Genomic DNA, 12367 nt, shown 5'->3' with positions numbered 1-12367 from the left:
CTGCGGTTGTTAATGTTGCAGAGATGTTATCGATGCCAGTAGGGCGGTAAAATCACGCGCGATAAATATAAAGGTTTAGAGGCATCAAACTTTCTCTGTGTCGCTTTGCTTTATCGTGCCTTGGAGAAAATCGACAAAGGCTTTTGCGGCGGTCGATAGATAGTGGCTCGATTTCCAACCAATGCCCAGTTGCAAAGGGATCGGCGGGTCAAATGGGATCGCTTTTAGCTCGGGATCATCGGCGACCAAAATGGGCAGGCAGGTGCCAATTCCTACTTGTCGCCTAACCATGGATTTGAGTAGTTCAGGGAGATTGGTCTCAAAATGCACTTGCGGGGTGAGCTTGTTTTGCTGGCAATAGCTGTTCACCGTTTCACGCAAAAAATAGCCGTTTTTAAACAGCACTAAAGGTTGTTGGCAAAACTCATCAAGGGTGATGGCGCTGCGCTTTGCGAAAGGGTGAGAGATAGGCACACAAGCGGCGATTTGATCTTGAGCGAGCAAACTTTGGCGGATTTGTTCGTGCTCGCGGTCGCCGCGAATAAGGGCTAAGTCAAGCTCACCGTTAACCAGCATTTGTGCCAATGTTGCAGTCCCTGCCTCGTGAATGTTGATTTGAATACCAGGGTAGGCTTTTTTGAACTGCTCTAACGCATCGGGCAGAAAGTAAGAGGCGAGCATTGCCGGGGCACCAAACTTGATCACTCCGCTTGTCAGCCCTTTGAGCTCTTGGAGCTCTTTTTCCGCTTGTTCGACATCTTCCAAAATGATTTTGGCGTGGCGCAGTAGCACTTGGCCTTCGGCGGTCAGGCTCATTTGTCGTTCGGTGCGGTTCACCAGTTTTAGACCGAGCTGCTGCTCAAGTTTTTTGATACTAGTACTTAAAGCGGACTGCGCAATCCCTAGCTGATCCGCCGCCTTGGTGAAGTTACCGGTCTTGGCCAGTTGATTGAAATAGTGCAAGCGTTTGAGATCCATTATTAACTCACTATCTATTTTGTATATGAAAACTATACATACCATATATTGTTAATATGATCTCGCAATCGTTATAGTTTTGTTAACTCAAGTGTCGACGCTTAGCCAAAACAACAAATGACGACAACGGCAGATTTGCTGCTCAGCCAAATAAGGAAGTGAAACAATGAACATTGCGAAGGTTCTTAATCAAAACGTCGAAGAACGTAGCGGGTTTACCATCTCTTTGCACCCAGAAAGCCCACGTTTACAAGTGGTGACGTTAGCCAAAGAAACCTTGGATGCCTTTGGCGATTTAATCCAAAACTACAATTTGCAATCGTTGGAATACAAGCCATTTCTCCGCTTTGCAGTGGCTGATGCATTGGACAAAGCGTGTGATTATCAACTTGGTAAGTTCTTAGTCGAAACGATGGAAGATCGTGAAACTGGCGCGTTTCTACTGGAGCCGTCTGAAGAAGTGAAAGCGGCATTTGAAGACAGTGATGAGCAGCGCGACTTCTTTGTCATCTTATCCACTGCGATTTCTCACCTTATCGGTGTTCCTAACTTCGACGCCATGTATGGCAAATATTACGCGCGCTTCACAGTAAAAAATGACGACAACAGCGATAGTTACTTGCGTCAAGCGCATCGTCGTATGGAGCTGCACAATGATGGCACTTACGTGAATGAGCGTACCGATTTTGTCCTGATGATGAAAATGGATGAGAAGAACATGCAAATGGGGGATTCGCTGCTGCTTCATGTGGATGATTGGCAAGACCTTGAGCGTTTTTATCATCACCCAATGGCGAAGCAAAACATTGTTTGGGGTGCGCCACCGAGTAAAAACGTTGGCTACACCATCGAGCATCCAGTGTTCTTTGAAGAGGACAAGAATGGTAAACCGCACATGTTGTTCATTGACCAGTTTGCTCAACCACAGAACATGCAGCAAGGTTTGTATTTGCATCAGATGAGCGAGTCACTAGAGAGTGACAGCAACTGTTTCAATGTTCGTGTCAACGTTGGCAGCATGCTGGTGGTACAAAACCACTGTTGGCTGCATGGTCGCGATAAGTTCGTCGCACACGAAGGGTTGAAGCGTGAACTGTTACGCCAACGCGGTCACTTTACGCGTTAGCGGCTAGCCTCAGAAATGGGGCGTATAGTCAAACGGCTTTGCTGGGGAGTGGTGAAGCCGTTTCGCTATAAACAACAATAACAACGGCAGTGAAGGAGCAGGTAAGCGTGGAAAAAATGTATGACTACATCGTAATTGGTGGTGGCATTGTGGGTGTCTCGACAGCGTGGCAGTTGCAAAGTCGCTATCCAGAGAAAACGATATTGCTGATCGAAAAAGAATCGGGCTTTTCGCACCATCAAACTGGTCACAATAGCGGCGTGATTCATGCGGGCGTTTACTATGCTCCGGGCAGTTTAAAGGCAGAGTTTTGTAAAGCAGGCGTGGCAGCGACAACGGAGTTCTGCGCCAAACACGATATTGCAGTGGAGAACTGTGGCAAGTTACTGGTGGCAACCTCAGAGCAAGAAGTCGAGCGGATGCAAGCGCTGTACGAGCGTTGCCATCAAAATGGCTTAGACGTAGAACTGATTGATCAAGATGAGCTGAAAAAGCGCGAACCGAACATCGTGGGCTTGGGCGCCATTGCAGTATCGACCACCAGTATTGTCAACTATCGCCAAGTGACGGAAAAAATGGCGCAGGAGTTCGTTGCCGCGGGTGGCGAAGTGCAGCTCAACACTCAAGTAACGGGACTGGTGGAAACGCCTGAGCTGATCACGGTTCAAGGTGAGTGTCAGCAGCATAGCGTCGATTTTCATGGCCAGTTCTTGGTTGTTTGCTCTGGGCTGATGGCCGACCGGTTAACCCGTATGTTGGGCCTCGAAACCGATTTCCAAATTGTGCCTTATCGTGGAGAGTACTATCGCTTGCCAGAGAAGTACAACAACATCGTTAATCACCTTATCTACCCGATCCCTGATCCTGATTTGCCGTTTTTGGGAGTTCATTTAACAAGGATGATCGATGGTTCAGTGACGGTTGGCCCCAACGCGGTTCAAGGGTGGAAGCGTGAAGGTTACGGCAAAATCAATTTCAACTTGCGTGATGTGCTCGACATGGTGAGCTTCAGCGGATTTTGGAAAGTGAGCGCCAAACACCTCAAAACAGGCTTAATTGAAACAAAAAACTCGTGGTGGAAACCGGGCTATTTAAAGCTGGTTAATAAATACTGCCCGCAGATAACTGTCGAGGATCTAAAGCCCTACCCTGCGGGTATTCGCGCACAAGCCGTGTTAAAAGATGGCACCTTAGTGCATGACTTTTTGTTTGCGGAAAGTGAGCGCAGCTTACATGTGTGTAATGCGCCATCGCCTGCGGCCACCTCTGCCATTCCAATCGGTGGTTATATTTGTGACAAAATTGCCACCAAGCAGGGGATCGACAATGCTCAGCAAGATTCAAATGAGCCTATCTCAGAGGTCGCATAACGATTAAATACCCATTGAGTCAAAAGCCTGAATATCACTTCAGGCTTTTTGCTTTTCGGGCCACAGGACGCACCGCTATTTATTATGCTTGCGGTAACAATCGCGCATGGTCTTAATAAACAGTGAGCGCACCTTGTTCAGCGCATTGGTCTTTTTGGTAATGGCCATGATCTCAAGGTGATAGTAACGACGCTCTGGTGCGATTGTTACCAGCTCACCAGAGTCAACGTAAGGTTTGGCGTAGTGTTCTGGCAAGTAACCAATAAAGCGCGAAGAGAGCAACAGCGCCATGCGAGACTCATAGTTGTACGCAGTGGCTTTGAGATTCATATTGGCAAGATGGCCGTTAATGCGCTCTTGGGTTTTCATTCCGGCATAGGCGACAGGGAAGCCATCAATGATCTCATCAGTCAGTTCGTCATCAGACAGCGCCGCCAACGGATTCTCTTTACTCGCATAGAGGTAGCAAATGTCGGTATAGATATGTTCGTATTCCAATCCATCCAACTCACGGTGAAAAGGAATAAAGCCAATATCAGCTTCTTCTTGCATCACCATACGCTCAATTTCTGTCATCCGAGCGACTTCAGCGGTGAGATAGACCTCTTGTGCCAATTTTGAAAACTTACCAACCACCTCAGGAATGCAGGCTCGTTGATCTAAACTGATGGTGTCACTAAACAGAACTGTCAGGCTGCCTGACAGCTGTATGTCGAGGTGATTGATCGTGTTTCGAAAATCCTCCAGTTCGCCGAGCAGTTTGACTGTCGCTTCATAGACAACCACGCCTTCTTCGGTTAAGGCAAAGCCAGAACGGCCGCGGCGGCAGAGGATGAGATTAAGTCGAGACTCCAAGTTTGAAATGTGGATACTGATGGTGGAGCGGCTGATATTCAGCTCGGTTTCCGCCGCAGAAAAGCCACCGCAATCTGCGACAACTTTAAAGATTTTGAGTTGTTTGATTTCGTAGTCACCAATTTGACCGACAGGCGAAGGGTTTTTAGTCATAGTTTTAGGCTCATAAAACTTCATGTTTAGCCAAGGGCATTTATATCCCTCGGCTGTTTGTTATTATTTTGTTATGTGTTTTGGTGATTATGCGCGATTTAGATTGATTAATCTTTGACGTTGATAATATTTATAAATGTAGGAATCTAAGTGATGAGAGATTTGGTTCTATCCCAAGGTTGGATAAACGGAGAATGGGTCGATGCTAACGATGGTAAGCGAGTCGAGGTACTCAATCCCGCGACCGGAGATGTCATTACCACGGTGCCAGATATGGGAAAAGTGGAATCGGAAGCCGCGGTTAACGCAGCGCATACCGCATTCCAAGAGTGGCGCAAAACCACAGCGAAGCATCGTGCGGGATTACTCAAACGTTGGTTTGACTTGATTGTCGAAAACGCGGATGGGCTCGCTAAGTTGCTGACCAGTGAGCAAGGCAAACCTTATAAGGAAGCCTACGGAGAAGTAATGTATGGCGCGTCGTTTATCGAATGGTTCGCTGAAGAAGCGAAGCGAATGTACGGCGATGTGATTCCTGCTGCCAACCCTAGCAATCGCTACATGACCATAAAACAACCCGTCGGTGTTGTGAGTGCCATTACGCCGTGGAACTTTCCGGTTGCGATGATCACCCGCAAAGTCGGCCCTGCGCTCGCGGCGGGCTGTACTGTGGTGGTTAAACCTGGCGAAGATACGCCGTTGTGTGCATTGGCGATGGCTTCTCTTGCCGAGCAAGCAGGCATTCCTAAAGGGGTGATTAACGTGGTGACCACGTCTCGCCCTGCCGAAGTGGGTGAGGTACTGTGCTGCCATCCTTTAGTTCGCAAGGTGTCATTTACGGGGTCCACTCCCGTTGGCAAACTGATTTTGCGTCAAGCGGCTGATACGGTGAAAAAGGTCTCCCTTGAGCTGGGCGGTAACGCGCCATTTATTGTTTTTGAGGACGCAGATCTAGACAAAGCCGTGCAGGGCGCGTTGATTTCAAAGTATCGTAATGCCGGTCAAACCTGCGTTTGTACCAACCGTTTGTACATCCATGATGCGATTTACGATGAGTTTGTACAGCGCTATACCCAAGCCGTGAGTGAGCTGAAAGTTGGCCAAGGTCTCGCTGAGGGAACGGATATCGGGCCTCTGATTAATCAAAAGGCCATCGACAAAGTCGACGAGCTGGTGGCAACGGCACAGCAACAAGGTGCCCAGTTAGTGCTAGGCGGCGCGGTCTCATCGGTCGGTGAGCACTATTACCAACCGACGATTTTAACGAATGTGACCGAAGCGATGGATATTGCGCATCAGGAGTTGTTTGGCCCGGTCTCTACGATATTCCGCTTCGATGATGAAGAAGATGTGATCCGCCGAGCCAATGACACCCCATTTGGTCTGGCTGCCTATTTTTATACCCAAAACCATAGCCGCGTATGGCGAGTGAGTGAGGCGCTGGAATACGGCATTATCGGCATCAATGAAGGCATTATCTCAACCGAAGTTGCGCCGTTTGGTGGAGTGAAAGAGTCTGGTAGCGGGCGTGAAGGATCCAAATACGGTATTGATGATTATTTAGAGATCAAATACCTCTGTCACGGGTTGTAATCAGCTCGTTTAAAACAGTTTCCCTATCATTGTTAGTTTGTTCAGGCCCCTTGGGGTTCATGCTTTTAGCAGCACTTCGGTGCTGCTTTTTTTGTTTTTGTATTTTGCAACAGATGCATAGATAAGCACCAAAAATGAAAAGGTTTGATGATGGTAAAACTTTAGGTGGATAAATATGAATTTAATAGATGTAAATGAATTGTAATTATTTCTAACAAGGTGACAACGAGGAAGAGAAATGTCACGCCAATACTGTGCCTGACTCAGTCAGAGTAAACAGGAATAATTCAAGGAGAACCTTCATGTTTAAAACCTTACGCAAGCTGCACTCAAAAAGCATTACCAAGATGGTCGCAGGGTACGCACTGGCCATTTCCAGTACCTTTTTTACTGCGTCGCAAGCCTTTGCCGCTGAGCATAACTGGCGTTTTGTAAACCTTTATTCACGCGGTACCGCTTATGGTGAGGTGTATAAAAGCTTTGCGGAAAATATTGAAGCGATGTCGAACGGACGAATCTCAGTACAAGTTATGTATGCTGGAGAAGGCGTTGGACAAACTGGCGTTCTTGGCTCGGTGAAATCTGGCTTAATGACCATGGGGGCGCCTTTTCAGCCAATGCATGCGGGTGAGTTTCCTGCCGGTGTGGTGGAAGTGGGCCTACCGGGAATGACGGACGATGTCGGTGAACTCAGCGCGCTATTCCACGAAAAAGGTTGGGGTGACGTTTTAGAAGAGGCTTATGACAAACAAAACCTTGTTTGGCTGGAACCTTACATTCAGTTGCCTGTTTACGTATTAACCAAAAAGCCAATTAACTCCGTTGAAGAGTTTAAAGGGCTGAAGATTCGCGCGCCAGGGGCATACGGTAAGTTCCTTCGCAATCTAGGCGCTTCACCTGCGTCACTTTCTTGGAGTGAAATCTACACCAGCCTAGCCACTGGGGTTATTGATGGCTCAATTGGCAGTAACCTCATCGACCACCGAGACGGTAACCACGTCGAAGTTGCGAAGTACATGTACCGCTTACCGATAGCTGGCGCTCAAGCGTTGCCAATCGTGGTGAACAAAAGCGCGTGGAACAAACTTCCTGAAGATCTACAAGCGATTGTTCGAGCGGCAAGCGCAGTACATGCTCGTGAGCAGATGACGAAGTCGAGACTGTGGGAATCTCAAGCTATCGCAGATATGGAAGCGAAAGGCATGAAGTGGAGCCCAGAGCCAAGTGCTGAAGATGTGGTGAAATGGAACGATGCGGCAGGCTCACTGTGGAGCGAATACGCCGATTCAGATAAGTACAGCCAACGTTTAATTAAGATTGTACAAAATAACTAAAACTGCCCACTTCGCTTTGTTCAAATCTTGGGGTAGATGTCGAATTGCAGGCGAAGTGGTCAATCTAGGGGGCTTGCCCCCTTTTCTCATTTGCTGGCAGGGATAGCGTCTATGTTAAGTAAGGTTTTGGCAGCGTATTGCCTTGGTATTAATCGCTTGGTTTATTGGATTGGTGTGTCCGCATCGGTATTGATGCCGATATTAGCACTCACCGTTGCCTTTGAAGTGTTCTCTCGTTACGTGCTTGGTAAACCCACTATTTGGGCATATGACGTGTCATTGTTTCTGTTTGGCTATATTGCTGCCTTGGGTGGCGCGTTAGCCCAGCAGAATAAAGCGCACATCAATGTGGATGTGTTCTACCTTTCCGTTTCTATGCGCGTTCGCTCGCTGTTTAATCTCGTTTCTTATTCACTGGCAATCTTCTTTTTGTCGGTTGTGCTGATGATGGCACTGGGCAAGTTTGAAGAAGCGATGGAGTTTAACTATCGACGCCAATCCGAGTGGGCTCCGTCTATGGCTCATTTCTGGGTGATGATGATGGTGGCATGCGGCGCATTTATTGTTCAATTTACCAGTGACATGATCCAAGACCTTTACTATGTGGTGATGGGAAAATCGCTGATTGAACAGCAGGTTGAAGAGCAACAACCAAGAGAAAGCTTACTTGAACAGGCGGGGGATGTATGAGTATAGAAGTATTAACCCTGCTGTTAATCGGCTGTATTTTATTTAGTTTTGCACTCGGTGCGCCGGTTGGCCTTGCTCTGGGTGGCATTGCTATGGGAATGGGGTACATGACGTGGGGAGAGGGAATCTTTAACCTTGTACCCACTACGATAGAAAGTAACTTTTTCAGTTTTATCTTGCTCGCTATTCCGCTTTACATCTACATGGGACAATTGCTGACTCGCTCTGGGATTGGGGATGCGATGTTCAACGCCAGCCAAATGGTGATAGGCCGTTTGCGAGGATCGTTGGCGATCAGCGTGATCGGTGTTTGCTCAATGATTGGGGCGATGGTTGGCATCATCGGTGCGGGCATCATGACTTCAGGCAGTATTGCGCTCAAGCCAATGCTCGAAAGAGGGTATGACAAGCGACTGGCTCTGGGGGTCATTATGGCGGGCGGTGGTTTGGGGATTCTGATCCCGCCGAGCATTCCGATGATAATGTATGCCGCGACGACGCAAAACTCGGTTGGGCGTATGTTTCTTGCTGCCATCATTCCCGCGCTTATCTCGATCAGCTTGCTGATTGCTTATGTCATTATTAGTTGCAAGCTCAACCCAAAAAAAGCACCGTTAGGCACAGGGGTGGAAAGCAGCATGACAGGCAAAGAGAAGGTGCGAACGGCTCGTGATGGTTTGTTCTCACTACTGCTGATTGTTGCTGTACTTGGTAGCATTATTACAGGGATTGCGACGCCCACTGAGTCGGGAGCAATTGGTGTGGTTGGCGCCATTTTGCTTGCGGTGATCTTTAAACGCTTCCGTTTTGAGATGTTTAAGTCTTCTGGGTTTGAAACGGCCATGTTGGTCAGCGTGTCGATGTGGATCATTCTCGGCGCATCTTTATTTAGTAATTTCCACATGCTCAGTGGCGTGCAAAACATGGTGGCGCAAATTACCCAAGATCTCGGCTTGCCTCCGCTTGGCGTCATCATATTACTGCAGGTTATCATGCTGCTGCTGGGCTTCATCATTGATGAGCTGATCATTGTTTTAATGTGTGCACCACTCTTCACACCGATTGTCGTATCGCTGGGCTATGACCCGATATGGTTTGGTATTTTGATGATTTTGAACATCGAAATCGCGGTCCAAACACCGCCATATGGGTTTGCCCTCTTCTATCTCAAAGGTATTGCGCCACCGGGGGTGAGCATGATGGATATCTACCGTTCGATATTGCCATTTATCTTGCTCAAGCTCTGCGTCTTGGTGCTTTGTATGCTGTTCCCTGAAGTGGTGATGTGGCTGCCTAATAAAGTGATGGGAGTAAATTGATATGAGCCTACAACGAATCTTAATGCCAGTAGATTTGGCTTACCCAGATGTTGTTAAACTAGAGGTCGAAATGGCACTCAAATTGATTGCTGAAGACGGGGTGATCGACATGCTGTATGTGGATGATGCCAGAGTGCACCACAGTATGGTTCCGACGGTGACAGGAAACGCGTTTTCTGAACACCACCTTAGTGCCTTTGACCGCGTGCAAACCATGCTTGAACAGCTTGTTCCTCGGCCACATCGCGGCAAAAGTATCGTCAGAAATGGCGTTGTGTTTGATGAAGTCGTGGCTCAAGCCAAGCGTTCAAATGCGGATGCCATCGTGATGGCGTCTGCCAAACCTAGGTTACGTTCTTATTTGTTGGGTTCGAATGCTGCCAAAGTGGTGCGCCATGCGCCATGTTCGGTGTTTGTCGTTCGTTAAAAGCTGAACAATAGAGCCTGAGCCGAAACTTGGGCTCTATTTGGAGATTCAGTCTAATCCATTGATTTGCTTAATTAGATCTAAAAACAGCGCTTTGCCAATCGGAATCAGTTGGTCATCGAAGTCGTAGTCTGGGTTGTGAAGCTGTGGGCTAGTTTCTCCTGCGCCTAGCGCAAACATGGCACCTTGTTTCGCGACCGCGGTAAACTGGCCGAAATCTTCTGACCAGCGCATTGGCTCGTCCATCAATACATAGTCAGTATTGGTGTGGCGACATGCAGCCAAGACTCTTTCGCATCCTTCATCGCTATTCACACTCGCTTGGAAGACATCATCGTAAGAAAAGCTCACCTCAAGCCCAGACTCCTTAGCATACAAACGAGCCCAAGTTTCTGCCTGCTCAACCAAGGTTTGCATGCACAAGTTTGTTTCACTGCGTAACGTTGCCATAACCACCGCTTCACCCGGAGAGGTGCCGAACGCCACTTCCCCAAGTTTGGCGTGGATAACCGTCACCCAACTTTTACCCTTGAGCCCTTGCTGTGTAAGTAGTGTTGGCAGTTGGTTGAGCTGTTGAATAATTTGGCACATGGCAATCGCTGGACTAATGCCATCTTCAGGATGGGCTGCGTGTGAGGTTTTTCCACTCAATTTGATGATCAGCCCGCGAGAGGCGCAATTGAAGGTGCCGCTTCTTACTGCAACCTTGCCAAGCGCTAGCCCCGGATAATTGTGCAATGCAAAGGCGTAGTCTGGCAGAATCTTGGCAAATTGCGCATCTTTTACCACATCAATGGCACCCGTTCCGGTTTCTTCTGCGGGTTGAAAGCAAAGCACAACGCGCCCTTGTTTCGGTCTTTGATGACTTAACGCTGCTCCTAGCGATGAAACAATCGCCATATGACCGTCATGACCACATTTATGGGAAACCCCATCCACGACTGAGCGGTGATCAAACTGATTGATTTCTTGAATGGGCAACGCATCGAGTTCACTACGAATCAATGTAGTAGGGCCCGACTGCGCGCCATTAAACACAAAGGCTAAACCATGACCGCCCAAGTTTCGATAGGTTTCATCCGGCGAAAATTGCTCGAATAGTGATTCAACGCGCGCAGCTGTATTTGCCTCACAACACGATAACTCAGGGTGTTGATGAAGCTCCTTTCGTAAGTCAGTCAGTTGAGCGTGGGTTAGCATCGGCGTTTCCTAGTTCTGGATCAGAGCAATAAGGTTTTGACTATACGCCGAGCCAAAACCTCAGATATTGATGAGGCTCTGATTATTGAATGTGCCCAGCTTGGCTGAGATATACTTATTCGCCTAAAGCGTCTAACTCTTGTTGCCAAATCGATAGCATCTCTTCGCCGAATAGATAGAAAGAGAGGGTCATGTGGCGATACTCTTCTTGCTTACATACAGTGAGGGCTATTTGGGCGGCTTCTTTAGGTGGATAACCATAAACACCACAAGAAATTGCAGGAAGAGCTACGCTTTCACACCGGTGTTCAACAGCAAGATTAAGAGCACGTTGATAAGCTGACTGTAACACTTCGGCAGGGTTTGCAAATCTATCGTATATCGGCCCCACCGTGTGTATTACAAACTGAGCATTCAGGTTTCCCGCGGCAGTAATACGTGCATCTCCAAAAGGACAGCGAACCCCGTTGCTTTCTTCTACTGCGTAACAGGCTCGCAAAAGTTCAGGCCCCGCAGCGCGATGTATTGCCCCATCTACTCCGCCGCCCCCAAGCATTCGTGTATTGGCAGCATTGACTATCGCATCAACATTCGCTTTCGTGATATCGCCATTTATAAGTTCAATTTTGGACATGGTTTTCTTTATACAAGGAGAATTATTGAGAGTGTAGCGGGATTCCCTTAGATCAACTATCAGGGTTTTCACTGTTATTCATCTTTAGTTTGGACGGCTTTATTTCAACGACATTGCCCTCTGGATCGGTGAGGTAGACTGAACGACCAAATCCTTGCGCCCCGTAGCGCTCTGCAAAGTCTTCCACGGCAATGTTGTAGCGACTAAGATATTCTCGCAATTGTTGCTCGTCAAAAGGTGCGACCTGAAGGCAAAAGTGATCCATGTTGCGTCCGTTTTGGCGTGGTGGCTCACCGCCAAGTTTCCCGAGTTCACTTTCTACTGTCACAATATCAATCAAGGCACTGCCTGCCCGTAGCTGCGTTAAGCCAAGATCAGGCAGTTCTCGCTCAAGCTGACACCCCAAAATTTGCTGATAGAAGTAGAGCATGGCGTCAAGTTGAGTGGTGCGTAGCACGACATGATCGAGTGCGAGAACCGAAATCGGTGAATGAGTAGTCATAAAATACTCCGAGTCGTAATACAAATCAGTATATACGCACGATGTGATTATCTGGGATCAGACTTTGATGCTATGCCCCTAAATGCACCAATGTCACTCCAAATTGTCACTAATCCTAAAGTTTAGCTCAAACTATTTTCGTAAATAGATGGCGAAGCGAAAACGCCGCATAAATGAAGTTTCTCT

The 12367-nt window shown here is 47.8% G+C and carries 12 protein-coding genes; 7 read left to right on the top strand and 5 right to left on the bottom strand.

Features of this window, described 5'->3' with window-relative positions:
- Positions 1-84 precede the first annotated feature (84 nt).
- Entirely contained in the window at positions 85-978 is an 894-nt protein-coding gene (locus RJ47_RS06625; protein WP_039482555.1) for a LysR family transcriptional regulator, read from the bottom strand.
- A 166-nt stretch (positions 979-1144) separates the two neighbouring features.
- On the opposite strand from RJ47_RS06625, the gene glaH reads away from it, so the two are divergent.
- Both glaH and lhgO read left to right on the top strand, forming a co-directional pair.
- The gene (gene glaH / locus RJ47_RS06620) at positions 1145-2104 is read left to right on the top strand and encodes a glutarate dioxygenase GlaH (RefSeq protein ID WP_039482553.1); all 960 of its coding nucleotides are present in this window, start codon (positions 1145-1147) and stop codon (positions 2102-2104) included.
- Positions 2105-2211: 107 nt separating this feature from the next.
- A complete protein-coding gene (gene lhgO / locus RJ47_RS06615) occupies positions 2212-3474 on the top strand; it encodes an L-2-hydroxyglutarate oxidase (protein ID WP_039482552.1) in 1263 nt (420 codons plus the stop codon).
- Between the two features lie 75 nt (positions 3475-3549).
- Here lhgO and RJ47_RS06610 read toward each other — a convergent pair whose 3' ends face one another.
- Positions 3550-4482 carry a LysR family transcriptional regulator gene (locus tag RJ47_RS06610; protein WP_039482842.1) on the bottom strand — a complete coding sequence of 311 codons (933 nt, stop codon included), beginning with the start codon at positions 4480-4482 and terminating at the stop codon, positions 3550-3552.
- Between the two features lie 153 nt (positions 4483-4635).
- On the opposite strand from RJ47_RS06610, the gene RJ47_RS06605 reads away from it, so the two are divergent.
- From RJ47_RS06605 to RJ47_RS06585, 5 genes are all read left to right on the top strand, one after another.
- Complete coding sequence (locus RJ47_RS06605; protein WP_039482551.1) at positions 4636-6075, top strand: NAD-dependent succinate-semialdehyde dehydrogenase; 1440 nt, start codon at positions 4636-4638, stop codon at positions 6073-6075.
- Between the two features lie 302 nt (positions 6076-6377).
- Entirely contained in the window at positions 6378-7409 is a 1032-nt protein-coding gene (locus RJ47_RS06600) for a TRAP transporter substrate-binding protein (protein ID WP_039482549.1), read from the top strand.
- Between the two features lie 111 nt (positions 7410-7520).
- A complete protein-coding gene (locus RJ47_RS06595) occupies positions 7521-8099 on the top strand; it encodes a TRAP transporter small permease subunit (RefSeq protein ID WP_039482546.1) in 579 nt (192 codons plus the stop codon).
- On the top strand, positions 8096-9418 hold the full coding sequence (locus tag RJ47_RS06590; protein WP_005471561.1) for a TRAP transporter large permease: 1323 nt from the start codon (positions 8096-8098) through the stop codon (positions 9416-9418). Before RJ47_RS06595 ends, RJ47_RS06590 begins: the two co-directional genes overlap by 4 nt.
- Position 9419: 1 nt before the next feature.
- On the top strand, positions 9420-9845 hold the full coding sequence (locus tag RJ47_RS06585) for a universal stress protein (protein ID WP_038215381.1): 426 nt from the start codon (positions 9420-9422) through the stop codon (positions 9843-9845).
- Between the two features lie 48 nt (positions 9846-9893).
- On the opposite strand, the gene RJ47_RS06580 is transcribed toward RJ47_RS06585, so the two are convergent.
- The 3 genes from RJ47_RS06580 to RJ47_RS06570 all read right to left on the bottom strand — a co-directional run bounded on the left by RJ47_RS06580 (position 9894) and on the right by RJ47_RS06570 (position 12181).
- Complete coding sequence (locus RJ47_RS06580) at positions 9894-11045, bottom strand: amidohydrolase (protein WP_039482543.1); 1152 nt, start codon at positions 11043-11045, stop codon at positions 9894-9896.
- Between the two features lie 115 nt (positions 11046-11160).
- The gene (locus RJ47_RS06575; protein ID WP_038140022.1) at positions 11161-11679 is read right to left on the bottom strand and encodes an O-acetyl-ADP-ribose deacetylase; all 519 of its coding nucleotides are present in this window, start codon (positions 11677-11679) and stop codon (positions 11161-11163) included.
- A gap of 52 nt (positions 11680-11731) precedes the next feature.
- The gene (locus tag RJ47_RS06570) at positions 11732-12181 is read right to left on the bottom strand and encodes a VOC family protein (RefSeq protein WP_039482539.1); all 450 of its coding nucleotides are present in this window, start codon (positions 12179-12181) and stop codon (positions 11732-11734) included.
- Positions 12182-12367: the final 186 nt, after the last annotated feature.

This window comes from Vibrio sinaloensis (genome assembly GCF_000808535.1).
GTDB classification, from domain to species: Bacteria; Pseudomonadota; Gammaproteobacteria; order Enterobacterales; family Vibrionaceae; genus Vibrio; species Vibrio sinaloensis_D.
This window is presented reverse-complemented; position numbering and strand designations above follow the sequence as displayed.

Bases quoted from the DNA above. Each gene is read 5' to 3' on its own strand.
- RJ47_RS06580 (WP_039482543.1), bottom strand. From the start codon at position 11,045: ATGCTAACCCACGCTCAACTGACTGACTTACGAAAGGAGCTTCATCAA.
- glaH (WP_039482553.1), top strand. From the start codon at position 1,145: ATGAACATTGCGAAGGTTCTTAATCAAAACGTCGAAGAACGTAGCGGG.
- RJ47_RS06575 (WP_038140022.1), bottom strand. From the start codon at position 11,679: ATGTCCAAAATTGAACTTATAAATGGCGATATCACGAAAGCGAATGTT.
- RJ47_RS06600 (WP_039482549.1), top strand. From the start codon at position 6,378: ATGTTTAAAACCTTACGCAAGCTGCACTCAAAAAGCATTACCAAGATG.
- RJ47_RS06605 (WP_039482551.1), top strand. From the start codon at position 4,636: ATGAGAGATTTGGTTCTATCCCAAGGTTGGATAAACGGAGAATGGGTC.
- RJ47_RS06590 (WP_005471561.1), top strand. From the start codon at position 8,096: ATGAGTATAGAAGTATTAACCCTGCTGTTAATCGGCTGTATTTTATTT.
- RJ47_RS06625 (WP_039482555.1), bottom strand. From the start codon at position 978: ATGGATCTCAAACGCTTGCACTATTTCAATCAACTGGCCAAGACCGGT.
- RJ47_RS06570 (WP_039482539.1), bottom strand. From the start codon at position 12,181: ATGACTACTCATTCACCGATTTCGGTTCTCGCACTCGATCATGTCGTG.
- RJ47_RS06610 (WP_039482842.1), bottom strand. From the start codon at position 4,482: ATGACTAAAAACCCTTCGCCTGTCGGTCAAATTGGTGACTACGAAATC.
- RJ47_RS06585 (WP_038215381.1), top strand. From the start codon at position 9,420: ATGAGCCTACAACGAATCTTAATGCCAGTAGATTTGGCTTACCCAGAT.
- RJ47_RS06595 (WP_039482546.1), top strand. From the start codon at position 7,521: ATGTTAAGTAAGGTTTTGGCAGCGTATTGCCTTGGTATTAATCGCTTG.